Annotated in this window: 25 protein-coding genes, 3 pseudogenes and 1 riboswitch; of the genes and pseudogenes, 22 read left to right on the top strand and 6 right to left on the bottom strand. The window is 67.7% G+C overall.

Annotated elements, in window-relative coordinates:
- The first annotated feature begins 69 nt into the window (after positions 1 to 69).
- From ABD269_RS29900 to ABD269_RS29890, 3 genes are all read left to right on the top strand, one after another.
- Positions 70 to 3477, top strand: coding sequence for an ALF repeat-containing protein (locus tag ABD269_RS29900; RefSeq protein ID WP_344122957.1), 3408 nt, complete (start codon positions 70 to 72; stop codon positions 3475 to 3477).
- Positions 3477 to 3899, top strand: a complete 423-nt coding sequence (locus ABD269_RS29895) for a hypothetical protein (protein WP_344122955.1) — start codon at positions 3477 to 3479, stop codon at positions 3897 to 3899. The genes ABD269_RS29900 and ABD269_RS29895 overlap by 1 nt, the downstream gene beginning before the upstream one ends.
- Positions 3900 to 4419: 520 nt before the next feature.
- The gene (locus ABD269_RS29890) at positions 4420 to 4713 is read left to right on the top strand and encodes a hypothetical protein (RefSeq protein WP_344122953.1); all 294 of its coding nucleotides are present in this window, start codon (positions 4420 to 4422) and stop codon (positions 4711 to 4713) included.
- Between the two features lie 280 nt (positions 4714 to 4993).
- Here ABD269_RS29890 and ABD269_RS29885 read toward each other — a convergent pair.
- A pseudogene (locus ABD269_RS29885) lies at positions 4994 to 5413 on the bottom strand (nuclear transport factor 2 family protein).
- Positions 5414 to 5584: 171 nt separating this feature from the next.
- Here ABD269_RS29885 and ABD269_RS29880 point away from each other — a divergent pair.
- The 3 genes from ABD269_RS29880 to ABD269_RS29870 all read left to right on the top strand — a co-directional run bounded on the left by ABD269_RS29880 (position 5585) and on the right by ABD269_RS29870 (position 7330).
- Entirely contained in the window at positions 5585 to 6274 is a 690-nt protein-coding gene (locus tag ABD269_RS29880; protein WP_344122951.1) for a DUF4328 domain-containing protein, read from the top strand.
- 251 nt (positions 6275 to 6525) lie between these two features.
- The gene (locus tag ABD269_RS35460) at positions 6526 to 6834 is read left to right on the top strand and encodes a DUF6980 family protein (protein ID WP_425573008.1); all 309 of its coding nucleotides are present in this window, start codon (positions 6526 to 6528) and stop codon (positions 6832 to 6834) included.
- Between the two features lie 136 nt (positions 6835 to 6970).
- A complete protein-coding gene (locus tag ABD269_RS29870) occupies positions 6971 to 7330 on the top strand; it encodes a hypothetical protein (RefSeq protein WP_344122946.1) in 360 nt (119 codons plus the stop codon).
- Positions 7331 to 7544: 214 nt separating this feature from the next.
- Here ABD269_RS29870 and ABD269_RS29865 read toward each other — a convergent pair whose 3' ends face one another.
- Positions 7545 to 8387 carry a CPBP family intramembrane glutamic endopeptidase gene (locus ABD269_RS29865; protein WP_344122944.1) on the bottom strand — a complete coding sequence of 281 codons (843 nt, stop codon included), beginning with the start codon at positions 8385 to 8387 and terminating at the stop codon, positions 7545 to 7547.
- A 191-nt stretch (positions 8388 to 8578) separates the two neighbouring features.
- Between ABD269_RS29865 and ABD269_RS29860 the strand changes: the two genes are divergently transcribed.
- From ABD269_RS29860 to ABD269_RS35455, 7 genes and pseudogenes are all read left to right on the top strand, one after another.
- Complete coding sequence (locus tag ABD269_RS29860; RefSeq protein WP_344122942.1) at positions 8579 to 9799, top strand: sensor histidine kinase; 1221 nt, start codon at positions 8579 to 8581, stop codon at positions 9797 to 9799.
- Positions 9796 to 10467 (top strand): response regulator transcription factor, encoded by a 672-nt coding sequence (locus ABD269_RS29855; protein ID WP_344122940.1) that lies wholly within the window; start codon positions 9796 to 9798, stop codon positions 10465 to 10467. Before ABD269_RS29860 ends, ABD269_RS29855 begins: the two co-directional genes overlap by 4 nt.
- A gap of 127 nt (positions 10468 to 10594) precedes the next feature.
- A pseudogene (locus ABD269_RS29850) lies at positions 10595 to 10768 on the top strand (TetR family transcriptional regulator); the annotation flags it as partial.
- 36 nt (positions 10769 to 10804) lie between these two features.
- The gene (locus tag ABD269_RS29845; RefSeq protein ID WP_344122938.1) at positions 10805 to 11107 is read left to right on the top strand and encodes a hypothetical protein; all 303 of its coding nucleotides are present in this window, start codon (positions 10805 to 10807) and stop codon (positions 11105 to 11107) included.
- Between the two features lie 151 nt (positions 11108 to 11258).
- Complete coding sequence (locus tag ABD269_RS29840; protein WP_344122936.1) at positions 11259 to 11462, top strand: hypothetical protein; 204 nt, start codon at positions 11259 to 11261, stop codon at positions 11460 to 11462.
- On the top strand, positions 11446 to 11961 hold the full coding sequence (locus ABD269_RS29835) for a DUF6879 family protein (protein ID WP_344122934.1): 516 nt from the start codon (positions 11446 to 11448) through the stop codon (positions 11959 to 11961). Before ABD269_RS29840 ends, ABD269_RS29835 begins: the two co-directional genes overlap by 17 nt.
- On the top strand, positions 11913 to 12236 hold the full coding sequence (locus ABD269_RS35455) for a helix-turn-helix domain-containing protein (RefSeq protein WP_425573007.1): 324 nt from the start codon (positions 11913 to 11915) through the stop codon (positions 12234 to 12236). The genes ABD269_RS29835 and ABD269_RS35455 overlap by 49 nt, the downstream gene beginning before the upstream one ends.
- Here the strand turns inward: ABD269_RS35455 and ABD269_RS29830 are convergent.
- Entirely contained in the window at positions 12223 to 12453 is a 231-nt protein-coding gene (locus tag ABD269_RS29830) for a hypothetical protein (protein WP_344122932.1), read from the bottom strand. The genes ABD269_RS35455 and ABD269_RS29830 overlap by 14 nt on opposite strands.
- A gap of 198 nt (positions 12454 to 12651) precedes the next feature.
- Between ABD269_RS29830 and ABD269_RS29825 the strand changes: the two genes are divergently transcribed.
- Positions 12652 to 12912, top strand: a complete 261-nt coding sequence (locus tag ABD269_RS29825; protein ID WP_344122928.1) for a hypothetical protein — start codon at positions 12652 to 12654, stop codon at positions 12910 to 12912.
- An 83-nt stretch (positions 12913 to 12995) separates the two neighbouring features.
- Here the strand turns inward: ABD269_RS29825 and ABD269_RS29820 are convergent, their stop codons facing one another.
- Positions 12996 to 13538 (bottom strand): NUDIX hydrolase, encoded by a 543-nt coding sequence (locus tag ABD269_RS29820; protein ID WP_344122925.1) that lies wholly within the window; start codon positions 13536 to 13538, stop codon positions 12996 to 12998.
- A 9-nt stretch (positions 13539 to 13547) separates the two neighbouring features.
- Positions 13548 to 14672 (bottom strand): adenosylhomocysteinase, encoded by a 1125-nt coding sequence (locus ABD269_RS29815; RefSeq protein ID WP_344122923.1) that lies wholly within the window; start codon positions 14670 to 14672, stop codon positions 13548 to 13550.
- Positions 14673 to 15236: 564 nt separating this feature from the next.
- Between ABD269_RS29815 and ABD269_RS29810 the strand changes: the two genes are divergently transcribed.
- A complete protein-coding gene (locus ABD269_RS29810) occupies positions 15237 to 16514 on the top strand; it encodes an NsdA family TPR-like regulatory protein (protein ID WP_344122921.1) in 1278 nt (425 codons plus the stop codon).
- Here the strand turns inward: ABD269_RS29810 and ABD269_RS29805 are convergent.
- Positions 16495 to 17157 (bottom strand): HAD family hydrolase, encoded by a 663-nt coding sequence (locus tag ABD269_RS29805; protein WP_344122919.1) that lies wholly within the window; start codon positions 17155 to 17157, stop codon positions 16495 to 16497. The genes ABD269_RS29810 and ABD269_RS29805 overlap by 20 nt on opposite strands.
- A gap of 196 nt (positions 17158 to 17353) precedes the next feature.
- Between ABD269_RS29805 and ABD269_RS29800 the strand changes: the two genes are divergently transcribed.
- The 7 genes and pseudogenes from ABD269_RS29800 to ABD269_RS29770 all read left to right on the top strand — a co-directional run bounded on the left by ABD269_RS29800 (position 17354) and on the right by ABD269_RS29770 (position 26270).
- Positions 17354 to 18223, top strand: a complete 870-nt coding sequence (locus ABD269_RS29800; RefSeq protein ID WP_344122917.1) for a hypothetical protein — start codon at positions 17354 to 17356, stop codon at positions 18221 to 18223.
- A gap of 128 nt (positions 18224 to 18351) precedes the next feature.
- The gene (locus tag ABD269_RS29795) at positions 18352 to 18615 is read left to right on the top strand and encodes a DUF3311 domain-containing protein (RefSeq protein ID WP_344122915.1); all 264 of its coding nucleotides are present in this window, start codon (positions 18352 to 18354) and stop codon (positions 18613 to 18615) included.
- Positions 18612 to 20237 (top strand): monocarboxylate uptake permease MctP, encoded by a 1626-nt coding sequence (mctP, locus tag ABD269_RS29790; RefSeq protein ID WP_344122913.1) that lies wholly within the window; start codon positions 18612 to 18614, stop codon positions 20235 to 20237. Before ABD269_RS29795 ends, mctP begins: the two co-directional genes overlap by 4 nt.
- Before the next feature lie 387 nt (positions 20238 to 20624).
- Positions 20625 to 20723: riboswitch (adenosylcobalamin-variant (AdoCbl-variant) riboswitch) on the top strand.
- Positions 20724 to 20893: 170 nt separating this feature from the next.
- Positions 20894 to 23272: a ribonucleoside-diphosphate reductase subunit alpha gene (locus ABD269_RS29785; protein WP_344122912.1), complete on the top strand. Its 2379-nt coding sequence runs from the start codon at positions 20894 to 20896 to the stop codon at positions 23270 to 23272.
- A complete protein-coding gene (locus tag ABD269_RS29780; RefSeq protein ID WP_301892479.1) occupies positions 23272 to 24288 on the top strand; it encodes a ribonucleotide-diphosphate reductase subunit beta in 1017 nt (338 codons plus the stop codon). The genes ABD269_RS29785 and ABD269_RS29780 overlap by 1 nt, the downstream gene beginning before the upstream one ends.
- A gap of 124 nt (positions 24289 to 24412) precedes the next feature.
- Complete coding sequence (locus ABD269_RS29775; RefSeq protein WP_344122908.1) at positions 24413 to 24835, top strand: YciI family protein; 423 nt, start codon at positions 24413 to 24415, stop codon at positions 24833 to 24835.
- A gap of 118 nt (positions 24836 to 24953) precedes the next feature.
- Positions 24954 to 26270 (top strand): annotated as a pseudogene (locus tag ABD269_RS29770) (RNA polymerase sigma factor).
- The last annotated feature ends 1 nt before the right edge of the window (position 26271 follow it).

Genomic DNA, 26271 nt, shown 5'->3' with positions numbered 1-26271 from the left:
ATACGCATGCTGTGCCTGAGCTTGCTCCCCGTTACTCTCCTCATGACCATGCCCGGAGCGACTCCCGCCATGGCAGCAGACAGTCCGGCTCCCGCAACCGACCGCGCCCGTGTCGTAGAGCTATGGACCAGGGGCGGACCGACCGTCAAAGCCCTGGCCGAAGCGGCGCTACTGGGAAGCGACACGGAGATCCGCAGCTTCCTCGACAACGAGAAGGAGTTCGCGGAACTCACCGACGACCGCATGAGCGCAATGCGGCTCGGCTCCATCGGCGGTTCGACGCTGCGCGAGGCCGCGCGCGAGGCCCTGGACGACCCGACGAAGCTGCGTGCCTTCCTCAAGGACGGTTGGCAAGAACCGCTGGAGACCGATCAGCGGCTCTTCCTCGCCCAGATCGTCAACTCGGCCGGACCCAACGTCAAGGCAGAGGGCGGGGCCGCGCTCAAGGGGTCGATCGAGGACGTCCGCAAATTCCTGTCCGAAGGCCGGTATTCGGCGCAGGAGACCGACGACCGAATGCGGATCACGCAGATCATGTCGTCCGGGGGGCCTGCGACCAAGGAGGCCGCGAAGGTCGCCCTCGGCGGCTCGATCGACGACATCCGCGAGTTCCTCAACGTCGGCCAGGGCATCGCGCGTTCCCGTGACCAGGAACGCGCCACTGTGGCCCAGCTCGCCGAACAGGCCGAACGCGCGGGCCAGGAGGCCAAGCGACAGACCGACGCGGCGAAGGAGACCTCCAAGAAGGCGGTCGAGGCATCGGAGTTGGCGAAGAAGGCGGCCAAGAGGGCCGCGGCCGAGACCGCCGCGGCAGGCAAGGATGCTTCCCGGGCAGCCAGCGCGGCACAGCGAGCGGCAGACGCGGCACAGGACGCGGCCGAGGCCGCGCAGGAAGCGATCAGCGCGGCGAATGCCGCCAACTATGCGGCCCGGATGGCCGCCAACGCAGCGGCCAACGCGGCCGCCGCAGCGGCCGGTGCCGCCGAGGCGGCCTCACGGGCCCGCAACGCGGCGGCCGGCGCGGCAGTCGACGCGGCCGGGGCGGCTGTCGCCCGTAAGGCCGCCGAGAACGCGCGGGATGCCGCACGGGCCGCCGAGAAGTCCCAGCAAGCCGCGGTCGAGGTGAAGAACGCAGCGCGCGCCGCCGGTGACGCCGCTAACGCCGCACTGAGTGCCAGCGCCAATGCCGACGCTGCCGCGGATGCCGCGGACGAGGCCGGCGGCTACGCGGACCAAGCAGGCTCAGAGGCCGCCAAGGCCAAGCAGTGGGCCTCCACCGCCCGCGCCAACGCCCAGGAGTCGCGCCGCGCCGCGATGGCCGCCCGCGACCTGGCCTACCAGGCCGCCGACGCCGCCGACGAGGCTGGCCAGGCCGCCCAGCGCGCCGCCAAGCACGCCCGCAACGCGGCCGACGCCGCCGATGAGGCGGCCAAGCACGCGGGCGACTCGGCCAAGGCTGCCAAGGAGTCCACCGACCATGCCAAGGCCGCCAAGGAAGCCGCCGACGAGGCGACCAACGCCGTCGAAACCGCGAAGAAGGTCTTCGCTACCGCGCGCAAGGTGGAGAACGAGGAGCTGAGGACCCGTACCGCTCAGGGAATAGCACGGGCCAAGGGGCTCAAACTGGCTGACGACCAGGCAAAGGCCGACAGGGACCGGACAGCGAAGGAGCGTAAGGACCTCGACGCCGAGGCCGCACGTCTCGTGGAGGAGGCCGCCAAGCCGGGAACGAATGTCAAGGACATAGCGACCAAGGGCCGCAAGATCGCTGTCCTCACGATGAAGACCCGCGGACCGTGGAGCGAGGCAGCGGCCAGGACGGCTCTCGCCGGCACCGACGAGGAAGTGGGCGAGTACGTCCGTACCGGCCGACAGCAGGCCGTCGAGCAGGATGAGCGGGCAGCTGCCGGACTCATCGCCGGAGTCGCCGCATCGGATGCCGTCAAGCAGGCGGCCGAAGCGGCTCTCAAGGGCGACGCTCAGCAGGTCGGCGCGTTCCTGCGCGGCGGTCAGTACGAGGCGGCGTTCACCGACTACCGCATGCGAGCCACCCAGATCGGCACCAACGGCAGCCCGGCCGTCAAGCAGGCCGCCGGGGAAGCCCTCAAGGCCAGCACAACGGACAAGCTCCGCGAGTTCCTCAACAAAGGCCAGTTCGAAGCTCAGTTCACCGATGACCGGATCCACGCCAGCCAGCTGATCAGCAACGGCGGACCGGAGACCCAAGCGGCCGCCAAGATCGCCCTGGAGTCTCCGCCCGCGATCCTGCGCAACTTCATCCAGGTCGGCCAGTACGCCACTGCCCGCCAGGACCAGCTCACCGCCACCCACACTGCGGTTGTCCAGCAGTACATCTCCGAGGCTGCCGCGGCCGCGGCGACCGCGCAGAAGAACGCAGCAGACGCGGCCGTCGTCGCCGCCCGAGCCAATCAGGCCGCGGACGAGGCGAAGAAGGCAGCTGCCCAAGCCGCGGCATCCGCAGGCCAGGCCAAGGAGTTCTCCGACCAGGCCCGCGCCTACGCCAAGCAGGCCGCGGCGTCCGCCGCCGAAGCAGCCAAGTCCGCGCGCGTCGCCGACGCCGCGGCGCAAGCCGCCGCACGCGACGCCGACGAAGCCGAGTACTCCGCGGTTCGCGCGTCGGTCTCCGCATCGCAGGCAAGGGCATCCGCCAACGAGGCATCCGCCTACGCCGAATCGGCCCGCGCCTCGGCCTTGGCTGCCGGCAAGGACGCTGCGGCCGCCGATGCGGCCAAGAAGGACGCCTACAAGGCATACGTCGAGAAGAAGGTCAAGGAGGCGGAAGAGCGTCGCCGGGAGCAGGAAAGGCGCGACCGGGAGCAGGCAAAGTTGCCAATCCAGGCCCGGACGCAGCTGCAGATGATCCAGGCAGGCCTGGTGAACGTGGACCCACCGCTCGCCAAGCCGAACGCGGTCGAGCTGGGAGGCAACTGGCTACTGGGTATCGGCCCGGACAACAACTACTACGGCCCCGGTGACGAGTTCACCGAGCAACTCCGCAAGGACCATTCAATGGACGTGGTCCGCCGACGGATCCTCGAAGGTCTCGCCGAAGGGAAGGGTGTGAAGTCGCCCGGCCGCGGCGGTTATTCTGTGCTGGGGGAAGAGGGAGTAGAGCGACTCATCGATGACTTCGCCGATGTGGTAACCCTGGGTGGCACAGCCTGGCTGAGCAACAAGCTGTCCCATGGGAAATACGGCAGCTCGACAGCCCTCTTCGTCGGCTCCTACGATTATGAGTACAAGCTCATATCGCGCGACTCTGACACCGGAGGAATCACCGTCCAGATCACGATCAAGAACGAGACCACCTTCAACTCCTTGATACACCCGCCAGCCCTCAGAAATGTATGGGACTCAGTGATCGGTGGGCCTGTCAACAAGGCGTTGGACTGGCTCGGCAGCCCGGGAAGAACGAAGAGACAGACCGCCACCTGGACGGAGACGCTGTACCGCTGATGAAGAAGATCGTCACCATTTCCATCCTTGGCACCGTGCTGATATTGGGTGCCGCGGCCTTCCTGTTCCTGAGCCCCTTCGGCGGCTCGGCGAAACCGGGCGAGCTCGTTGGTTCGTGGTCCGGTGGGCAGGGAGCGCAGTTGATCCTCCGCGAGGACGGCTCGCTCACCGCGGTCAAGGTCCCCACCCACTTCTCAGTGGTCGACGAGTCCCCACTCGACCCGTTCACCGGACAGGGCACATGGCGTCTCGAGAAGAAGCTGGCCCTGGACGATCAGCAGATTGATGTCACCCTCGACGAGGGGGACGGCTTCACCGCGGGAATCCGGCTGAAGGTCATGGGCAAGGGCGACCGGGACGGCATCTACATTCCGATCTCCGAGGACTCTCCGAAGAAGTTCGTCTTCAAGAAGTCCGCCTGAACGGAGTCCACCTGAAGCGGCCGCTCACACCGACCCAAGTTCTGCGGACCGTGACCGAGGCACCGTGACCGAGGCGGCGCCCCTCCCTGAGGGGCGCCGCCTCTCTGTGTCGGCGGACGCCTCCGCCCGCCGGGCTTCGGCAGCGGTGGGCCAGAACTCAAGGCGGCGGCTCAGATCGCCCTCGAACCACCGCTGGAAGCCTCGACAGTCGAAGCCAGAGAATCGGCGAGGGTCGCCCATCAGGCAGAAGCTGATGCAATCCAGGCAGCAACGGAGTCCGTCGAGTCCAAAAAGACGGCTGGGTGAAAATGGCGCAAAATGTCAACGACGTTGAGATTCACTACATACACAATAAGGTCACCGGTGAGGTCGATGGCTATAAATTCAAGCAGGAGAGCTCGTGATCGTTAGATGCGTCGCCAATAAGGGATCAGAGATCGGGCCGTATCGCCAAGGCCTCTTCTATACTCCGGAGACACGCTACGACTTGTCCATTGACAGCTCTTACAAAGTCTTCGCGATGGCCCTGCTCAACGGTTTCCTGACCGTGCTTGTAGCGGACGACTACGATAAGCCCGCTTGGCTTCCGCTCCAGCTGTTCGAGGTGGAAGATTCCAGCCTTCCTGGTCACTGGGAATTTGCCGCCGGCGAAGCCGGTATGCCCTCTCCCGAGTCCGGCGAACTCATCTGCGGAGGGCGGTGGGGTTATAGCGAGGTAGTGCACTCTGACACGCACTACTATGACCTCGAAGAACGAGACAGTGAGGCGCTGCGCGTGTTCAACGAGGAGCGCTCCAGAAGCTCTCGTGGCTGACACGCTTTAGGATTCGGCGACTAGCCTTATCGGCCGACCCATGTCGGCTCGTGGGCCCCATCGAACTACTCGGTGGGGCCCACTGTCGCTATTTGGCGAGGCGGCTCCGAATTCGGGTACAGGAGCTCGCCCTCGACGACTGCCGAGCATCCAGTCCGGCCGCGCCGACGAGTGCATCCGAGCGATGCACGCCCGTATTCGCCCCTACCTCAAGAACCACACCGCCCGCGATCTCCACGAACGCGCCCGGCTGGTCCACCCTGCCGCAACCACAGCCTGATCAGCGCTCAGGCGTGCAAGCCTCCGCGATCGCCAAGCTGTCCTCGTACACCCGGTACCGGGTGATCAACCCGTCCTCGACCGTCAGCCTCATCGCGAAAGGCGACCGGAAGGACTTGCCCGTCGCCCGGACGACTCAGGCGAGGTGCCCGGTCAGCATCGCATCCGCGCCCTCCACGACGACCGAGTCGACCGTGTTCTCCGCTGCCTCCAGCACCAACCCCTCGGCCAGTTCCCGGAAATGGGCCGCCGCGTCCGCGCGCGTCGAGCGTGGTCGGATCCAGGATACGGCCGGATTTTCGGCGATCTGCCAGTCGATACGGTCGGCGAAGACGGCGGCGATGCGGGCTGGGTCGCCTGTCGCGGTAAGCCGCAGGAATTCCTGAACTGTGGCGCGGGTGCGTGCAGTAGAGGTGTTCATTCATCCAATCCTGGGCCCGCGCCCAGGCGGGCGTCGATTACCCGCTAGGTCATCCGGCCTCCAGCTTCACGCGATTTTCGTTAGGCATGACACCTAACATGGCGTATGTTCCTTTCTGCGCCCGCCTGAGCGAGCGCGCTCTTTTTGTTCCCGTGGGGGGGGTTCCGAACCATGTCCTTCAACGCTGCCCCGGTATCGGCCGGCAGACCTGCGCGCCTGCCAACGCGTGGCTGGGCGACAGCCGTTACCGCGCTGCTCGCATTGACTGCGGTCGCCGACCTCTTCGCGGTCTACGCCGATTACAACGTCTACTCGTTGATGGGCGACGTGCTGTCCGTCAGCGACGACGACCTGTCCCGTGCCGACGTTTTGTACGCATCGGCCGGCCTCGGGCAGATGGTGAGCATGCTCGCCACGGCCGTCGTCTTCATCATCTGGTTCCATCTCGCCCGGATCAACGCCGAATACTTCGCCCAGGACATCTGCACGATGGGCCGCGGCTGGGCCGTCGGCGCCTGGTTCGTGCCGGTCGCCAACCTGTGGCTGCCGTACCGCGTGGCCCGCGAGGTGTGGCAGGCCAGCGCACAGTCCACACCCGACGGCTCTTGGCGCAAGGTTTCCCACGCGCCGGTGAAGGCGTGGTGGTTCCTGTTGGTCGGGTCCCTGGCTGTCGACAAGATCGGCTCGACCTTCTACAAGCACGCGGATTCCGCGAACGCCCTGCGGCAGGCTTCGGCCGTCGTGATGGTTTCCGACCTGCTGTCGGTGGCTGCGGCCGCCTTCGCCATTCTCTTCGTGCGGAAGCTGACCGCTATGCAGGAGGTACCCGTTACCTGTGAGCCGATCGCTGGCTCCTGGTAATCGCAGCCGACGATGACGATCCCACTGCCGCTGGGTCCCATGCTTCTTCGAGCCCCGCCTGATGGGGTCGCTGCCGGACGTGATTGTTCCCGGGACTTCGGCGGAGGACTGACAGGCGGCTCTCGACTTCGTTGGCGCGAGCGGCTGGAAATACCAGTAGTGGCAGCCGCCAAGGCTGCCCTTTATGCGCTGACGCACCGAGGGAGTTTCCGCTGGGTTCCTCAAGCTGCCTTGGCTGGGAGAATGAGCGGATGACTGAACACTGCTGTGAAGAGATGACACGCCACGTGGACCGGCACTGCGACACCCATGCCGACCCGTTCGCCTGCCCGGATGCGCTCGTTGACTTCAGCGCGAAGTTCCGGGAGTACGGGCTGATCGTCCACGACGGCGGCGCCTCGCGCATCAGTATCCATTTCTGTCCGTGGTGTGGTCAGCGTCTGCCCGAATCTCAGCGAGACCGGTGGTTCGACGAACTTGAGGATCGCGGCATCGGCCCATGGGAGGACGACGTGCCCGCGGAATTCAAGGACGGGAGCTGGCTTCAAACGGCGTCGTGAAACCTCTTGATCGCCCTCCCCCGGATCCGACACCGGGGCCGCGATCTGGTTCTCGTACACGTCGCACCCGCTGATCTCGTCCTTGCCACCCATGGGAATGAAATGCACCCCCTCCCTTCCCTTGTTCGCCTGGTGGATGATCTCCATCGCAGCGACGGGGGCATTCATCGCCTTCTACGTACCGGCCATGCCGACTCGGCAATACAAGATCCAGATCGCTCTCGCGCCCCTGGTGACAATAGTCGCCGGCATAGCTTCGTCCTTCGTGAAGCACTGGCCCGCCGAGAGACTGCTTCCGTTGTACTGCGCGGCAATGCTGTCGGCGGCTCTGGCATTTCTGGGTCGTCGACCCTGGCTGCGGCAGGGGGTCCTGGATTACATCGAGCACGGGGATCAGGCGAGCGCCAAGGCGCCTCTCGGTGTGTGGGTGCAACTGGTACTGACGATGGTGGTGATGGGCTCACTCGGGGTGTGGCTGGCCTCTGCGGCCCGTTGAGGACGTCCGCGGATACTGGGTGGGCCATGGTGCGCGGTGGTTCAGTCCCAAGTACAAGCCAGAGAACTGGGATCTGTTGAAGCAGATGTCCGACCTGCTTCCCGAGCGGCGCTGACCGGCGACCCGCACGTAAGGCTTTTTGAGGGCGAGGACGGAGTCAATCAGTTACAGCGAAGTCAAGTGCTGATCCTTTCGGCATCCCGGTCGATCCCACTCAGAGTGAGCTGTTCTCCCTGGAGTCACTTGAGACGGCGGTCGGTGCTGTGGCGGCCACAGCGCACACGCACGCCGCAGCCAACGGCGCCGACATCAGGAGTGTGACGGTGGTCGGGCCGAGTCCGGCGCCGGCGCCCGTGCCCGATTCGTCGCCCAGAAGCAGGCCGGTGAGCAGGGAGAGGACCATGTTGTTCCCGGCGTGTGCCAGGCTGACGACCCAGACGCTGCCGCTGCGCGTGTACAGCCAGGCGAGCAGGATTTCCTGGAGCAGGAAGCCTCCGGTCCAGACCGCCAGGCCGACCGGGACATTCGCGAACTCGATATAGCCGGCGAAGGCCAGCGGGAAATGCCATACGGCCCAGATCAGTCCCGTCGTCAGGGTCTGGAGGGCGGGGCGCCCCGGGAACAGGCGCGGCCTCAGATAGCTGGTCCACCCGAATTCCTCTCCCCCGTAGATGGGCGTGAGAAGCGGGTAGAGGAGCATGAGCAGTGCGATGAAGGCCCACGGGGGCAGGCCGCCGACGAGGCCGTCGAGGACGGAGAGGTCCGGGGTCCACAGGGAGAGCGCCGCGGCCAGTGCCATGGTGGCGGCCGCGATCACCAGCGGGCCGAGCCAGGCCACGAGGTAGGAGCGCCACTCGCTCCTCAGGCGCAGGGCCAGCCCGGCGTCGGCGAAGCCCTCCTTGGTGATCCAGCGGCGTACCACCACGGCGGCCAGCGCGGGCATCACGGCGAACGGCAATTGCACCAGCGGATTGACCAGTGAGAATCCCAGCAGGAAGTGGGCGGTGAAGATACAGCCCCAGCTTCCCCCGAAGGCGATGACCAGAAATGCCAACACGCCTTTGCGCCTTACCGGTTCACAGGGGATCCCGTTTGCGGACGCGCTTTCGGTGACGTTCTCCACCACGGTTTCTGTCATGCCGCAAGCCTCGCCGCGCGGCGGCACCCGCACATCGCGGCCGGGAGGGATATCGCGCCTGGCTCGCGCGGGGGAGGTGCGCGGCCCGGCGCGCTGCGATACTCCCGGTCGTGCGCATCCCGATATGCCGGCCCCTGATTCCTCCGCTTCGCTCCGCCGATTTCCACCGAGGGTGGCTGTACGCGTTCCTCGGCGCGGCCGTCGTCCTGCCGTCGTTCCCTGTCGCGGTCCTGGCGGCAGCGGCGGTGCCGACAGGCTTCCGCGCGGCCGCTTTCGTGGCCGTTCTGGCGGTGCTCACGGCGGCCTTCGGCTCGCTGCGCCTCACGCGCCGGGCCTCGGTGCGCCTCGCCAACCGTCTGCTCGGCACGGACCTGCCGGCCCCGGGCGGCGGCTCGACGGGCCGGGCCCGTACGGCCCTGTGGCTGTTCCTGCACACGGCGGTGGGTTGCGCGTCGACGGCCGTCGCGGGCTTCGCCCTGATGACGGCCGTCATGTTGCCGGCCGTCTGGCTCCGCGGCGGGGAGCGGGTCACCGTTCTCGTGCCCGTCGAAGTGGCAGGCGGCCCACAGGGGTTGTGGACGCTGCCCGTCTCCGGCGCGCTTCTCCTGGCGGCCTGTCATATCGGGGCGGCCGCAGCCGCTCTCCTCCGCCGCCTCGCACCGCCCCTCCTCGGCCACCGTCCCGACGAGCGGCTGGCCGCGCTGGAGGAGCAGACGCGCCTCCTCGCCCAGCGCAACCGGCTGGCGCAGGAGTTGCACGACTCCATCGGCCACACCATGACCGCCTCGACCATCCAGGCCGCTCTCGCACGGGAGTTGATGGACTCCGACCCGGCCGCGGCCCGCCGTGCGCTCACCGGTCTGGAGGAGGCGTCCCGCGCGGCGCTGGACGACCTCGACCACGTGCTCGGCATCCTCCGGGACGGCCGGGCGCCGACGGCCCCGCAGTTCGGTCTCACCGACCTCCACGCCCTGCTGGAGCGGGTCCGTAGCACGGGCATGGACCTGAGCGCCGACATCACCGGTGACCTGACGCGCGTACCGGCCACCATCTCCCGCGAGGCGTACCGGATCGTCCAGGAAGGGCTGACCAACGCGCTGAAGCACGCCGCCGGGACGCGGGTCGAACTGCGGGTCACGGCCGGGCCCGGCTCGCTCGACATAGAAATCACCAACCCTTACACCGGCCGTTCGCGGCGCCGCCGGGGGCACGGCCTGACCGGCATCGCCGAGCGCGTGGCCCTGCTGCGGGGCGAGTCCTCCGCGGGCCCCTCCCCCGACGGCACCTGCTGGCGGCTCGGCGCGCGCATCCCGCTACGGTCGGCCTCATGAACGTGACCGTACTCATCGCCGACGACGAGGAACTGACCCGCACCGGCCTGCGCGCCCTGCTCTCGGCCCGCCCCGGCCTCGACGTGATCGGCGAGGCGGCGGACGGCTCCCAGGTGGTGCCCCTGGCCGAACGGCTCCGGCCCGACGTCGTGTTGATGGACGTACGGATGCCCGAGGTCGACGGGATCGAGGCCACCCGGCGGCTCCAGTCCGCGCTGCCCGTGCCGCCGAAGGTCGTGGTGATCACCACCTTCGAGAACGACGAGTACGTCTACGACGCGCTGCGCGCGGGCGCCAGCGGCTTCGTCCTCAAGCGGGCCCCGGTCGACCAGATCGCCCACGCCGTACGGCTGGTCGCGACCACCGACTCCCTGCTCTTCCCCGACGCCGTCCGCAGACTGGTCACGGCCCGCCCCACCCCGCCGGCCCGTCCTCCGCAGGGGGCGCCTTCACTCACCGCCCGCGAACTGGAGATCCTCCGCCTCATGGCGACGGGCCTCTCCAACCCCGACATCGCCGGCCGTCTGGTGGTAAGCCTGGAGACGGTCAAAACGCACGTCAGCAACCTCTTGCCGAAACTGGGCGCGCGCAATCGCACGCAGGCGGTGATCCTGGCCTATGAATTCGGCTATGTGGTTCCGGGGACGACGGGTGCTCTCACCGGGTGAGGCTCGCAGCCGGTCAGCCTGAACGATCAGTCAGACAAGGGTCGGGAACACGAACCGCACGTCGGTCAATTGTTCCGACAGCTCCCACACACGGCGGCCAGTCCCGGCGTCGGCCGCCGCGGGGGAACTCGCCCCCGACACCGACCTGTATCCGCAGCTGGCCGCAGGGATGACGCTGACCGCCTTCAATACCGTGCTGCACCGGTGGAGTGAGAGCGGCAGTGCCGAGGACCCCTCCGAACTGACCGTCCGGGCCTTCGCCATCATCGCCCCGGCGTTGGACGCCGTCGAACGGCGATAAGTCGTCGCCCGGCTCGGCTGCGCCAAGATGGTGCTCATGGCCAGTGAACCTCTGCGGATCCCGCTCGATCAGCTCCGGCAAGCCTTCGACGCGGCGCTCCGGCATGTGGAGGCGTCAGCCGGGCACAGCGTGGCGCTTGAGGAGGAGTACTTCTGGTCCGTCCCGGGCGATGAGCTCTACGACGTCCACAACGAACCGAAGTCGCTCACGATCGGGCAGCTTTCGGAGTCATGGCAGCACCTTGAGGACCTGCTCGCCGACCAGGACAGGGCCCTGGGCTACCACCTGGTATGGCTCGCCGACATCATCCGGGCGATCGGCCAAGACGCCACCGGCTGAGAACCGCGCGGTGGGCCGATCGCCGGACCTGCGGCCTACGGCCTACGGCCGACCGCTTTCCTGTTCTGGAAAGGTGTAGTCCTTGACCCTGCGGTCACGAGCTCGGCAGCATCGAACGCAACAGGCAGGCTGACGGCACAAGGGGGTACCGATGGCACTGGAGAAGCTGGCCAGCGACTGCCGGGAGGGGCCGTGTCCCACGTTGTGGCGGACCGAGGACGGCCGTTACATAATCCAGGGGTTCAAAGTGCTGGACGCCGAGCGGCTGGCACAGCTCAAGCTGCCCGAGAACGAGACGGCGGTCGAGGTCACGGCGGAACTGCTGGAGGAGTACTTCAATGCTTCTCGTGGGTGACGACTTCAACCGGCTGTTCCAGACCTTCGAGTCGTCGGCCTTCAAGGTGGAGACGAAGGACCACTACGACGTCGATGGCGAGCGCGAGGAATTCGCTTCCTTCCTGGCCGGTGGTCGTATGCCCGAGAATTGGGAAGACAGTCCCTGGGTCCGCTCGATGGTGGATTCCGGCAGAAGCCTCCGAAGGGTTCACATCCTGCGCTCTCCGCTGACCGACTACCTCCGGTTCGAACTCGGATGGGGTTACGTCGGCAACGTCAAGGCGGGCGAGGAAATCCGGATCATTGACCTGGCGGACCAGGAGATCGAGAGCCTGCCAGATCACGACTTCTGGCTCTTCGACGACGCGAAGGTCTACCGCATGCACTACACCGAGGACGATGAATTCCTCGGAGCGGAACCGTTGGGTGAGTACGCGCTACCGCAGTACCGCGCCTACCGTGACACCTCGTGGAAGCATGCGATTTCATACGCGGACTACTGGCAGCGGCGGGATTGAGCGACAGCCAACAGAGGGATCTGGGAAAAGCTCTGCGGGCTCTGAGGACGGCTTCCGGCCTGACCGGTGAAACCATTGCCCGCAGGGCTTCCATGTCTGCCGGAAAGATCTCGAAAATCGAGAACGGTAGGGTCACATCCTCCGTCACTGATGTCGACCTGATCCTCAAGGCCTTGGGTGTCTCCGATGCCCCCAAGGCCGAGTTCCTGAAAACGGCCCGACTGGTCGACTTGTTGGCCCCGGACACAAGGTGCACTCGCTTTAGCTGTCCGTGACAGGTCCCCGGTGGATCGTCGCCGCGCCATCGTCCAGGAGGAGACGTGCGTCGACGAGAAGGTGGTTGACCTCGTCGCCATTGGCCTCGCTGATCTCCTTGAGGAACTTAGCCGGCGAGGCGGCGCGGAACCTTGACCATTCCTCTTCACTGAAGTTCACGTCGTGGACCTCTACTTCATGAGATCCTCGTGCGCCGCCAGGCGTGAACTTGGCCATGAGGTCACCCCCAAATACCTGATTCCCGCTCCAGCGTGAACGGCGGATACACGACCCACCCCTTCCAGGCTCACTCCGCCCATAGCCCTCTGCAACTGCAGTTCACAAGAGCCGGGGTGGGAAGCGTGATCTCTTAGTTGCATGTCCGGAGGATCGGCGCACACTGGAAGGCGCAGGCAGCACATCGGAGGTGACCCCATGGCCAAGCTGAACAGGGTGAAGGAAAAAGAGGTCCGGGAAGTCGAGACGTTCAAAGTCGACCTGAGCGAGGAAGAGCAGAGCGCGTTTCGATCGGATCCCCACGCATTTTTGAGGGACCTCATTGAAGGTGAGGGGTACAAGGTCAACCGGCTGGCGATCGACTTGGCCGAATGCCCTGACGGCCACCAGCTTGCTCACACTCTTGGCCCCCCTGGGGTTTCTTCCCACTGGGTATGGGAGTGCATACTGCCCCCATAAAACGTGAAGCTCTCGTGACCTCGGTCATGCGGCCATGCTGTCAGCAGTGGCGCGGAACTCGCGCGCCGAGGTGGGCGTGCCAGTCATCGCAGAGCCCGCACGATGCGGCGCCGCAAAGTCTCGTCCTCGATGCTGTCAGCACTGCGCCAAGCCGCGGCAGTGACTTCCTCGACCTGGATTTCACCGATGTCGGCCGACGTACAGAAGAGGAACCGGAAGTCGAAGTGCTGGTGCTCCGGCTCACCCTTGGCGTCATTGGCCGGGATGGGGTGCACGTCGATGTGTACGGGGCACAGCTCGGCAGGGGCGACGGCCGAGGCCGGGATGCCTGTTTCCTCGGTCAGCTCCCGCTGCGCCGCGTCGACGAGTCGGGCGTCCTCGGGCTCGATGTGGCCGCCGGGGAGGAGCCAGCGGTCGAGTGCGAGGTGCCGGATGTGGAGTACGCGGCCGGCCGGGTCGGCGAGGACCGCACCGGCCGTGGCGTGGCCCCGGAACTCCTTCCGCGAAGTGAGATCGGCCTCGGCGTCGAGGAGATCGAGGACGGGCGCGAGCCGCGCCTTCTCCTCGGGGTGTGCGTCGAGGTAGTCGTCGATGGTGTCGCGGATGTGGTGGGGCGCGATGGGCATGCTGGTCTCCTATCGGTTGAAGTAGTCGAGCCACGTCGCCGCGATGACAGCGCGGTCGGCGGCACTGATCTCGTGCAGGCCGGTGTCCAGGTCCCCGCGGGCGAGTGCGGCGGACGCGGCGAGTATCTCGGCTTGCACGAGGAAGATGAACGGTCCCACGCTGGCCCCGTGCAGGAAGTTCACGGCGTTGCCACCGTTGAGCAGGTAGAAGTAGTGGCCGGTCGTGAGGTACCGAGTGATGTGGTCGCCGACGTGGGCCCGTTCGTAGACGTCCGGCAGTCCGGCGAGTTCGAGCTCGTCCTCGCTGCTGGTCACGGTGGCCACGTACGCGCCGTTGCGCAACCGCGAGAAGTCCTCACCGCGCAGCGCGAGTGAGCCCGTCGCACACAGCACGAGCCCGGCGTCCTTGAGCCCGGCTTCGCGGTCGCGAGCCACTGCGAAGCCCTGCGAGAGTGCCTGCGTGCGGCGTACGGGGTCGATGTCGTACACCGTGACCCGAACGCCCTTGGCATGCAGGAGACGGGCGATGGAACTGCCCAGCTTGCCGAACCCGATCACGAGGGCGGCGCGACCGTGCAGGATGTCGCCCCGGCCGCGCATGAGCGCCTCGGTGGAAAAGACGACCGACTGCCCGACGAGGAAGTCCTCGGGGTCCTTCAGCGGTGAGCGTGCCACGGAGACGACGGGGCAGGCCGGCTTGCCGAGATCGGCGTAGCGGCGGTGACCGTTCTCGGTGTCCTCGACGACCCCCAGCAGACGCCCCGAGAAACGGTCGCACAATGCGCCGAGAGCCGGGGCGAAGTACCCGCCCACGTCGAGAAGGACGACCGGACGTCCGGCGGCGCGTGCCTCGATGTACCGCACGGCACGATCAGGGTCCGCAAACATGTCGCGCGACAGCCTGTCGCATGCGTGACCGTCGCTTTCGACTTGTCGCAGCGCCTCGGCGTGTACGGATTTCGGCTTGGGCAGCACGGCGCGCAGCTCGGTCACCCCTGCGATTCCGCGCACGAATGCCGGGCGCTCCGGCAACAGGTGCGTGATCAGGAACGAGACCGGGCGTTCCTCGGGCGCGAATCGCGACGCGATGCGTCCGAAGTAGGCGTCGAGGCGGGCGCGCTCGAAGGTTTCCATTCCGGCCCCTCTGCGATCTCGGCTGGTGGTGTTGAGTCGGCCGGGCGGCGTTCATCAGGCACTTCAGACGTACGGGTCAGGGGGATGATCGGCCGCGGCATCAGCATTGGGGCCGCCCAAGGCTCGGCCATGCTGCGGAGTCCGGCGCGCCCGCACCCGCGCGGTGCTGGTCGCACTCACACGGGGCGAGGGCCAGAGGTCCGGTGGACCGGTCCGGGCCGTCAGCCGACTCCCCCAGGTCGCGCCGGATCACCAGCATCCCGCTCGCGCCACGGGGAGCCGCCATCCGGGCGAGCCTGGCTCGCGCTTCGCTCTTCATGCTTCCGCCTCTTCCGGTCCGATGACTGCCGCCCATGCACTTCAAGGCGATGAGTAACCACGGGACCCCCATGGGTAGTTGGGGTTTTCGTGTGCACAGCGTCCTAGCCGTATGCGCACGATTCGAGGGCTCTCAGAGGCCGTCGAGCGGACTTCTTAAGGACTTTGTTGCACCCACGTGGGTGACTGCATGTCCGGGTACAAACGACGTACCTTGTGGCCGAGAGCAGCATCCGAAGGGGAGCCATGTCGCGACCATCCGGCAATATTCGACTCAAGTCAGCACGAATGGCTGCTGGTTACTCCTCGCAACAAGCCCTTGCGGACGCCATCGCCGACACGGCGCCCAAGCTCGGGATGCGCGGGGTGGGTACGGGCGTACGCCAAGTCCGGCGCTGGGAGTCTGCCACGCCACCCTGGCCGCAGCCCGACATCGGCCGGGTGCTCGTTCATCTTCTGGGGCAACCGCTCGACGAGCTCGGCTTCACGCCCCCGTGGGGAATGAGCGACGCCCAGAGACCGGTCCATCTCTCTCGTCACCTCGGCGTTGGGGTCGTGGCCACGGTCGGCCCGACCGCAGTGCCATCCCAGGCCTGTGCCGATTCTCAGCCTGCGAGTGTCGGATTCGACTTCAAGACCGTGACGGCTTCCCATCGGCGTCTGTACTGGTCCGTGGCACCCGCGACCCTGCATCCCGCGGTCCTCGGGCATACCCGCCTGGGCTGTTCACTGCTGCCGCAGACAAACGGCAGCTGCCGTCATGTTCTCGCGGCGGCCCTGGCCGAGAGCTATCTGCTCGCGGGGCGCATCGAATTCTTCGACTTACGGCAACCGGATCAGGCAAGCGAGACGCTGCTGCATGCCCTGCAGGCCGCGGGCGAGGCGGACGACCATCTGCTGGGCAGTGCTGTCCTTGCACACACCGCGTTCATTCCCGGATGGGCCGCGCGTAGGGACGAAGCGGTCGAGCGCCTGGTCGCCGCCCGTGCCTACGCCCGCCGCGGCCCGGCCTCCGCGGAATTCTGGGCATGGCTGGACGCCGTCGAGGCGGAATGCGAGACCAGGTGCGGTGATATGCGAACAGCACTTCACCTGATCCGGCACGGCGAGGACGTTCTGGCAGCGGGATCCGAGCACCGGTCGCCGGAATGGCTCGACTGGTTCGATGAAACAAGGCTCGCGGCATTCAAGGGCAACACCCAGCTGAAGGCGGGGCATCTGCCCCAGGCCCGGGAGACGCTTCTGCACGTGCTCGATCAGTTGCCCGCCACCTCGGCCAAGCAACGCACCGTCGTCTTCGGTGATCTCGCAGCGGTCGAGGCAGCGGCGAGCAATCCTGAGAAAGCCTGTGCATACGCAGGACGGGCCCTGGATCAGCTTGGCGCAACGTGGTACGCGACCGGCATGGACCGGGTGCGGGAGGTACGGCGGGCGCTCGGTCCGTGGCAGCACGAACGCTGTGTGCGGGATCTGGACGACCGCCTTTACGACTGGGGAACGACGGTCAGCGCTCTTCAGCGTTGAATTTGGCGACTTTTTCGGGAAGTTCCAGGAGCGAGTCGAGGCGCATGGTGGTCAGGCGATCCGCTTCGGGGTCGTTGCGCTGGATGGTTCCCCACGGCCCGCGCCGGATGAGGGCGGTCTTCATGCCCGCGGCGACGGCTGGGCGAATATCGTTGTCGATCCGGTCGCCGACGTACAAGATCTCGCCCGCCGCAAACGGCACGACCTCTGCCACCCGCGTGAAGAAAGCGGGATCGGGCTTGGAAGCACCCCAGTCGTCCGACGTACCGATGAGGTCGACATCCGCGGTGAAGAGATCCCGCAGAATCCCGCCGGCGCGTACGGTCTGATTGCCCGCGACCGCCAGCCACAGACCGTCGGCACGGAGCTCGGCGAGAGCGGGCCGTACGTCGGGGTAGAGATCTTTCTCGTCGAAGTGCTCGGGCCGCCCCGCCGCTGCTCGCTTCTCACGCTCCGCGTACAGATCGAACCCCGGCCGGAACTCCTGGAACGTCTCGCGATAGTCGCGCCCCTGAGCGATGACGGCGCCGAACATCGCGGCGAACGTATGCCTTGGCACACCCAGCCAGTCGGCCCAGGTCCCGTACTCGCGAGTCTCATCCACGAGGCACTCGCCGACATCGAATACCACTGCACGAATCATGACGGCAGAGTAAGGCATGGGCAACGGCCCGGAACGAGGGCCGCACATCCACTCGAAGGGATCAACTTTCCCTAAGCATCAGGGAAGTTGCTCCACCCTGGGCTACCGTCGTTCACACGAAACGACCCCCCACACCGGCGGCAACCGGCGAAGGGGGTCTACACCCACGAGGACTTACACCAAGGAGTCCCAGCAAATGCTCAAGCATGCTATCGCCCCCGCGCGCTTCTTCTCGCAGGTCCCCAACGAGATCATCCGCCACCCCCGCCTCTCCTCCGACGCCGTACGGCTGCTCACCTGGCAGCTCTCGCTTCCCGATGGCGTCGATCAGAGACTGTCGAAGACCGCCGAGCAGGCCGGGATCAAGAAGACGGCGTTCACGCGTGCCAAGCGGGAGTTGGCCGCTGAGGGGTACTTCCACGAGTGGCGGGGGCAGGGGGCCGGAGGGCTTTGGAGGACGCGGCAGTTGGTGTCCAACGTGCCGTTGACGGAGGAGCAGGCGCTCGCCGTGCGGGATGGGGTCACACCACCGAGTGACGCGCGACCGGCCGTCGGTCAGCCGAGTCGCCCGGCCGTCGGTCGTTCCCAAGAAGAGAACACCGGGGAGAACACCTCCCACCCGCTCGCCGAGCGCGGCGCGCGGGCGCTCATGGCGGTGTGCCACGCGGAGCGGCGGTTGCGGCTTTCCGGGCGGGATGTGAAAGAGCTCGCGCCGCTCGCCGGGGAGTGGCTGTCACGCGGGGCCACGCTCCAGGAGATGCGGCAAGAGCTCACCGACGGGCTTCCGGACCGCGTCCACTCCCCCGTCGGGCTCCTCCGCGACCGGCTCACGCGGAAGATGCCGGAACCGGCTCCCGAGCCCGTGCCGCGCCCCAACCCCCTGCGGGCGTGCGGCGGTGGCTGCGGGCGGGTGATCCGGCCCGTCGCCGATGAAACCGAGTGCCGTGACTGCCGCTTGGAGACGGCCGGAAGCGATGCCTCCGGAGCGGTGGCGGCAACTCGGCGCGGCATGAGCGCCGTTCGAGCCTCGCTGGAGGCGTACGTACAGGCACGGCCCGCCGGATGACGTTGTCATACCGATATGCGGACAGGGGGTGACGCCCGGCAGGACCCTGACCTAGATTTCCTGCGCATCACGCAGTGATCACCAAGGGGGGAGTCGCCACCATGACGGAACCACCGACAAAGCCACCGATGGAGCCACCGGAGAGCGGCCGCAGGGCCGCAGTCGTCACGGTGCCGATGATCGTGGCCGGGGTATGTCTCGCCATCCCCTTCGTCGCGATGCTGTGGGTCGACTCCTACTCCCGGCTCACGCCCACATTCATCGGCATTCCGTTCTTCTACTGGTACCAGATGGCCTGGGTGCCGATATCGACCGGGCTCACCGTCATCGCGTACATCATCGTGCGCCGCCACGAGCGGACCCGTAGGACGGAAGCGGGTGGGCACGCATGAAGGACGGCGTGAACGGCGTGGCGCTCGCCGTGTTCATCTTCTTCTTCCTGGTCGTCACGGTCATGGGATTCGTCGCGTCGCGCTGGCGGCGGGCGGAGAACGCGGACAACCTCGACGAGTGGGGACTGGGCGGCCGTTCGTTCGGCACCTGGATCACGTGGTTCCTGCTGGGCGGCGACCTCTATACCGCGTATACCTTCGTCGCCGTGCCGGCGGCCATCTACGCGGGCGGCGCGGCGGGATTCTTCGCGGTGCCGTACACGATCCTCTGTTATCCGCTGGTGTTCACCTTCCTGCCCCGCCTGTGGTCGGTGGCGCACAAGCACGGCTATGTGACGTCCTCGGACTTCGTCCGCGGGCGGTTCGGCTCGAAGGGGCTCTCACTGGCCCTGGCGCTGACCGGACTTCTCGCGACCATGCCGTACATCGCGCTCCAGCTCGTCGGCATCCAGGCCGTACTGGACGTGCTGGGGGTCGGTGGCGGGTCCAACTGGTTCATGAAGGACCTGCCGCTGCTCATCGCGTTCGGCGTGCTCGCGGCCTATACGTATTCGGCCGGACTGCGGGCCCCCGCGCTGATCGCCTTCGTCAAGGACGCGCTGATCTACATCGTGATCATCGTGGCCATCATCTACATCCCCATCAAGCTCGGGGGTTTCGAGCACATCTTCGCGAAGGCGGGTGATGCCTTCGCCGAGAAGAATCCGGCGACGGGCAAACCGCGCGGCTCCCTGGTGAGCGGCCCGGACGCGCAATGGGCGTACGCGACGCTCGCGCTCGGCTCGGCGATGGCGCTGTTCCTCTATCCGCATTCGGTGACCGCGGTCCTCTCCAGCAAGAGCCGCAATGTCATCCGCCGCAACACCACGATCCTGCCGCTCTACTCCCTGATGCTGGGCCTGCTGGCCATGCTCGGCTTCATGGCGATCGCCGCGGGCGTCAAGGTGAAGAACGGTCAGCTGGCCATTCCGCAGCTCTTCGCGGACATGTTCCCGGACTGGTTCACGGGCGTGGCCTTCGCCGCGATCGGCATCGGCGCGCTGGTGCCGGCGGCCATCATGTCGATCGCCGCGGCGAATCTCTTCACGCGGAACATCTACAAGGACTTCATCAAGCCGGACGCCTCCCCCGAGCACGAGGCCAAGGTCTCCAAGCTCGCCTCGCTGCTGGTGAAGGTCGGCGCCCTGATCTTCGTCCTGACGATGGACAAGACGGTCGCGATCAATTTCCAGCTGCTCGGTGGCATCTGGATCCTGCAGACCGTGCCGGCGCTCGTCGGCGGGCTCTTCACCCGGTGGTTCCACCGCTGGGGGCTGCTCGCGGGCTGGGCGGTGGGCATGGCGTACGGGACATGGCGGGCGTATGACACGCCGAGTGCCACACAGGATCATTTCGGGAATACCAACCTGATTCCGTTCATCGGGGAGAAGGGGTATATCGGGCTCACGGCGTTCATCCTGAACGTGCTTGTCGCTGTCGTGCTCACGGTGGTGTTCAAGGCGGTGGGCGTGCGGGATGGTGTGGACGAGACGAAGCCGTCGGATTACACGGCGGATGCGGGCGACGAGGGGGTCCAGGCGGAGCTGCCGCCGGCTACCGCGGGGGCGCCGGGCGGGCACTGACGCCTGCGGCGGGCTTTTTCCCCAGCCCCGCCCCTTCCCGAAACTGGGGCTCGTGCCCCAGACCCCCGGCTGCGGGTCCGTTGCCGCCTCCGGCGGGAGCTCCCTGCGGGAGCGTCCTCAAACGCCGGACGGGCTGGATTGCGCACCCCGGGAACCTTCACGCTTGACCCCTAGATGCCCCTCAGAGCACCCCCAGGCGGGCTGCCGAGCAGCCCGCCACCCACCGGATCACCCAGGGCCGTCGCGCGCCGGACAGGCGCGTGACGGCCCTTCGTCATGCCCCTTGCCGCCAGGCCCTGTTAGCACATTCAGACCCATCCGATTACCGCGCGACACAAGATGTGGTGGTGCGTGCGACGGCCAGCACTAGATGTATGCTCGTCCTCGCTGTCGTCGCAGGGGAATCCGGTGGAAATCCGGAACTGTCCCGCAACGGTGCATGTATGCCGTAATGACGCATGCAGGAGTCCGAGTACCTGCCGACAGCACGCCCACCGCCGCGCCGCCCCGGCCGGCACCGGGCGTTTTGTATTCGTCCGGGCCTCGCGGGTTGGGCCGATGGACGCTACGAGCATGCCCTGGTGCAAAGAGGCATGCCCGTACGCGCCCGTCGCGCGCCACCCGCCCGGCCCCTTGCCGAGCGAGGGAGAGCCTCAGTGACCATCGCGCCCGCCGATCCGGTCTCAGCGTCCGTGGAAGCGACCGGCGGCCCCGGGACCGCGCTGCTGCGCACCCTGACAGACCTCACCGCCGATCTGCCCGCCACCGACCCCGGAAAGGTCGCCGCCGCCGCGCTGCGGGGCCGCCACCCGGGCTCGGACGAGGCCGAACTGCGGTCCCTGGCCACCGAGGCCGCCGCCGGTCTGATCGCCGAGGAGCCCGAGTACTCCAAGCTCGCCGCCCGGCTGCTCACCCTCGCCATCGCCGAAGAGGCCGCCGGACAGGGCGCGCTCTCCTTCTCCGCGTCCGTCGCGACCGGGCACCGCGAGGGCCTGATCACGGACGACACGGCCGCCTTCGTCACGACCCACGCCGAGCGGCTGGACGCGCTCGTCGACGCGGCGCTCCTCGACGGCGCGGACGACCGCTTCGGCTACTTCGGCCTGCGCACCCTGCACAGCCGCTACCTGCTGCGCCACCCGATCACCCGGCAGGTCATCGAGACCCCGCAGCACTTCCTGCTGCGCGTGGCCTGCGGCCTGGCCGAGAACCACACGGAGCAGGCGCTGGAGGACGTCGCCGAGCTGTACCGGCTGACGAGCACCCTGTCGTACCTGCCCTCCTCCCCCACGCTCTTCAACTCCGGCACCCGCCACCCGCAGATGTCGTCCTGCTACCTGCTGGACTCGCCGCTGGACGAGCTGGACTCGATCTACGACCGCTACCACCAGGTGGCGCGTCTGTCGAAGCACGCCGGCGGCATCGGCCTGTCCTACAGCCGCATCCGCTCGCGCGGCTCGCTGATCCGGGGCACCAACGGGCACTCCAACGGCATCGTGCCGTTCCTGCGCACGCTCGACGCCTCCGTCGCGGCGGTCAACCAGGGCGGCCGGCGCAAGGGCGCGGCCTGTGTCTACCTGGAGACCTGGCACGCGGACATCGAGGAGTTCCTGGAGCTCCGCGACAACACCGGTGAGGAGGCCCGCCGCACGCACAACCTCAACACCGCGCACTGGATCCCGGACGAGTTCATGCGCCGCGTGGAGGCGGACGCCGACTGGTCGCTGTTCTCCCCGGCGGACACCCCCGACCTGGTCGACCTCTACGGCGACGAGTTCGACGCCGCGTACCGCGCCTACGAGGCCGCGGGCAAGGCCGTCAAGCAGATCCCCGCGCGGGTGCTGTACTCCCGGATGATGCGCACCCTCGCGCAGACCGGCAACGGCTGGATGACCTTCAAGGACGCGTCCAACCGCACCGCGAACCAGACCGCCGAGCCCGGCAAGGTCGTCCACTCCTCGAACCTCTGCACCGAGATCCTCGAGGTCACCGACGACGGCGAGACGGCCGTCTGCAACCTCGGCTCGGTCAACCTGGCCCAGCACCTGGGCACCGACGGCGAGATGGACTGGGAGAAGCTCGACCGTACGGTCCGTACGGCCGTGACCTTCCTCGACCGCGTCGTGGACATCAACTTCTACCCGACCGAGCAGGCCGGGAACTCCAACAGCCGCTGGCGCCCGGTGGGCCTGGGCCTGATGGGCCTCCAGGACGTCTTCTTCCGGCTGCGGCTGCCCTTCGACTCCCCCGAGGCGAAGGAGCTGTCCACCCGGATCTCCGAGCGGATCATGCTCGCGGCGTACGAGGCGTCCGCCGACCTCGCCGAGCGGCACGGCCCGCACCCGGCCTGGTCCGCGACCCGCACCGCCCGCGGCGTGCTGCACCCGGACCACTACCCGAACGCCGAGCAGCGCTGGGCCGGCCGCTGGGACGCGCTGCGCGCCCGCATCGCCCGGGTCGGCATGCGCAACTCGCTGCTGCTGGCGATCGCGCCGACGGCGACCATCGCGTCCATCGCGGGCGTGTACGAGTGCATCGAGCCGCAGGTCTCCAACCTCTTCAAGCGCGAGACCCTCAGCGGTGAGTTCCTCCAGGTCAACACCTACCTGGTGGAGGACCTGAAGAAGCTCGGCGTCTGGGACCGCACCACGCGTGACGCGATGACCGACGCCAACGGCTCGATCCAGGACATGCAGTGGATCCCCAAGGAGGTGCGCGACCTCTACCGCACGGCGTGGGAGATCCCGCAGCGCTTCCTGATCGACATGGCCGCGGCCCGTACGCCGTACCTGGACCAGAGCCAGTCGCTGAACCTCTTCATGGCGTCGCCCACCATCGGCAAGCTCAGCTCGATGTACGCGTACGCCTGGAAGCAGGGCATCAAGACGACGTACTACCTGCGCTCGCGCCCGGCCACCCGGATCGCGCGCTCCGCCGGTGCCGCCGCCACCGTCCCCGTGCAGCAGGCCGTGCCCGACGCCGACGCCGTCGCCTGCTCCCTTGAGAACCCCGAGTCCTGCGAGGCCTGCCAGTAATGTCGACCGCTGAACAGAAGAACCTGCTGGACCCGGGTTTCGAGCTCACGCTGCGCCCGATGCGGTACCCGGACTTCTACGACCGCTACCGCGACGCGATCAAGAACACCTGGACTGTCGAGGAGGTCGACCTCCACTCGGACGTCGCCGACCTGGCGAAGCTGTCCCCGGGCGAGCAGCACATGATCGGCCGCCTGGTCGCGTTCTTCGCGACCGGTGACTCGATCGTGGCGAACAACCTCGTGCTGACGCTGTACAAGCACATCAACTCCCCCGAGGCGCGGCTGTACCTGTCGCGGCAGCTCTTCGAGGAGGCCGTGCACGTCCAGTTCTATCTGACGCTGCTGGACACCTACCTCCCCGACCCGGACGACCGCGCCGCCGCCTTCGACGCGGTGGAGAACATCCCGTCGATCCGCGAGAAGGCCCAGTTCTGCTTCAAGTGGATCAACGAGGTCGAGAAGCTGGAGCGGCTGGAGACGAAGGCCGACCGCCGTCGCTTCCTGCTCAACCTGATCTGCTTCGCGGCGTGCATCGAGGGGCTGTTCTTCTACGGCGCCTTCGCGTACGTCTACTGGTTCCGCTCCCGCGGCCTGCTGCACGGCCTGGCCACCGGCACCAACTGGGTGTTCCGTGACGAGACCATGCACATGAACTTCGCGTTCGAGGTCGTGGACACGGTCCGCCAGGAGGAGCCCGACCTCTTCGACGACGAGCTCCAGCAGCAGGTCACCGACATGCTGAAGGAGGCCGTCGAGGCCGAGCTGCAGTTCGGCCGCGACCTGTGCGGCGAGGGCCTGCCGGGCATGAACACCGAGTCCATGCGCGAGTACCTCCAGTGCGTGGCCGACCAGCGCCTCCAGCGCCTCGGCTTCGCGCCGATCTACGGCTCGGAGAACCCGTTCTCCTTCATGGAGCTGCAGAACGTCCAGGAGCTGACCAACTTCTTCGAGCGCCGCGCGTCCGCGTACCAGGTGGCGGTCGAGGGCTCGGTCTCCTTCGACGACGAGTTCTGAAAAATCTTCGTGCGGCGTGTCGATCCGCGCGTCCGCTGTTCGACGTATAGGTGAAGGGCCGGGAACGGCCGGGCGGAAACCTCCGCCCGGCGTCCCGCCCGCACCCGCGAACAGGAGACGCGCGATGGCACGCTTCATGATGATCGTCAAGGCGACCGAGGAGTCCGAGGCCGGCGTACTGCCGTCCAAGGAGCTGGTCACCGAGATGGCGCAGTACAACGAGCAGCTGGTCAAGGCCGGTGCGCTGCTCGCGGCCGACGGCCTGCAGACCTCCGCCAAGGGCGCACGGGTCACGTTCTCCGGCGGGCGGCCGGTCGTCACCGACGGGCCCTTCGCGGAGACGAAGGAGCTGATCGCCGGCTTCTGGATCATCCAGGTGAAGGACCGCGACGAGGCCCTCGAATGGGCGCGGCGCGTGCCGTTCCAGGACGGCGAGATCGAGGTCCGGCAGGTCTTCGAGCCCACCGACTTCCCTGAGTGCGTCCTCTCCCCCGAGGACGCGGCGCGCGAGGCGGCCATGCGGGAGTCGCTGCGCGAGCAGCGCTAGTCCGCTGCCGGGCTTGCGGCGGAACGTCCTCAAGCGCCGCGCAGCGGTGGTGCGGACGACGACCATCCGCAGAACGACCACAGGATCCGCCGGACACGGCACCCGCTTCGTACGATGGGTGACCGTGACGACCTCCGACACCCACCGCGCGATCGAGGCGGTGTGGCGTGTCGAGTCGGCACGGCTGATCGCCGGGCTGACGCGGATCGTGCGTGACCTCGGCATCGCCGAGGAGCTCGCGCAGGACGCGCTGGTCATCGCCCTGGAGAAGTGGCCCGAGTCGGGCGTCCCGGACAATCCGGGCGCCTGGCTCATGGCCACGGCCAGGCACCGGGCGGTCGATCTGATCCGCCGCAACGAGACCTACGCGCGCAAGCTCGCCCTGCTCGGCCACGACCTGGAGACGGAGTGGCCGGCTCCGGAGCCGGCCGTCATCGAGGACGATCTGCTGCGGCTGGTGTTCGTCGCCTGCCACCCGGTGCTGTCCACGGAAGCGCGGGTCGCGCTCACGCTCCGGCTGCTCGGCGGGCTCACCACCGGTGAGATCGCCCGCGCCTTCCTTGTCACCGAGCCGACCGTCGCTGGGGGCACCTCCCATGCCGAAGGTTTGGGGGAGGATCGTGCGGGCGAAGCGGAGCCTGGCCAAGGCGGAGGTCCCCTTCGAGGTCCCGGGCGCCGATGAGCTCTCCGCCCGGCTCTCCTCCGTGCTGGAGGTCATCTACCTCGTCTTCAACGAGGGGTACGCGGCGACCGCGGGCGACGACTGGGGGCACCTCCCATGCCGAAGGTTTGGGGGAGCGGCCGGCGCTGCGACGAGGCGATGCGGCTGGGCCGGGTGCTGGCCGGGCTGATGCCGAAGGAGCCCGAGGTCCACGGGCTGGTCGCGCTGATGGAGCTCCAGGCGTCGCGGTCGGCCGCCCGTACGGGACCCTCCGGCGAGCCCGTCCTGCTCCTGGATCAGGACCGCGGCCGCTGGGACCACCTCCTGATCCGGCACGGCCTCGCGGCCCTGGCCCGCGCGGAGGAACTGGGCGGCGCGCACGGTCCGTACGCCCTCCAGGCCGCGATCGCCGCGTGCCACGCGCGGGCGCGCACGGCACAGGCCACGGACTGGCCGCGCATCGCCGCCCTCTACGCGACCCTCGCCGAGCGCTTTCCGTCACCGGTGGTGGAGCTCAACCGCGCGGTCGCGGTGACCATGGCCCACGGTCCCGCCGCCGGCCTGGAACTCGTCGACGCCCTCGCCTCCGAACCCGCGCTCAAGGGCTACCACCTGCTGCCGAGCGTGCGCGGCGACCTGCTGTCACGCCTCGGCCGGTTCGCCGAGGCGCGCCGGGAGTTCGAGCGCGCGGCGTCCCTCACCCGCAACGAGCGCGAGCGCGCGCTGCTCCTGGAGCGCGCCGCGGAGTGCGAGGACCGCCGGGGCGGCCCCTAGG

The organism is Streptomyces blastmyceticus (genome assembly GCF_039521185.1).
Classification (GTDB): domain Bacteria; phylum Actinomycetota; class Actinomycetes; order Streptomycetales; family Streptomycetaceae; genus Streptomyces; species Streptomyces blastmyceticus.
The sequence above is the reverse complement of the archived record's forward strand: the minus strand, read 5'-3'. Positions and strand labels throughout refer to the sequence as shown.